General features: G+C 57.7%; 1 protein-coding gene. It reads left to right on the top strand.

Annotated elements, in window-relative coordinates; all coding sequences use genetic code 11:
* A partial coding sequence (locus tag ACFWW2_RS01585; protein ID WP_393925614.1) for an IS110 family transposase occupies window positions 1-274 on the top strand: 274 nt, incomplete at both ends.

The following is a 274-nucleotide window of genomic DNA, read 5'->3' as shown; positions in this document are numbered from 1 at the left end:
CACAATACGTGAAGCCATTCGTCAAACGGCAGAAGAATGATGCGGCTGATGCTGAGGCGATTGTGATTGCGGCGCAGCGCCCGGAGATGCGGTTTGTGGAACCCAAAAGCAACGCGCAAATCGCCCGGGGCGTTGTGTTCCGTTCACGCGACCGTCTGGTGCGCCAGCGCACTGAACAGATCAATGCGCTGCGATCCGTTCTTTATGAACAGGGCCAGGTCTTTCCGACCGGCGTCCATCAGATGAAGAAGATCGCAGCGTTCCTGCAACAGGC

It is taken from the genome of Yoonia sp. R2-816 (assembly GCF_046762905.1).
Classification (GTDB): Bacteria; Pseudomonadota; Alphaproteobacteria; order Rhodobacterales; family Rhodobacteraceae; genus Yoonia.
The sequence above is the reverse complement of the archived record's forward strand: the minus strand, read 5'-3'. Positions and strand labels throughout refer to the sequence as shown.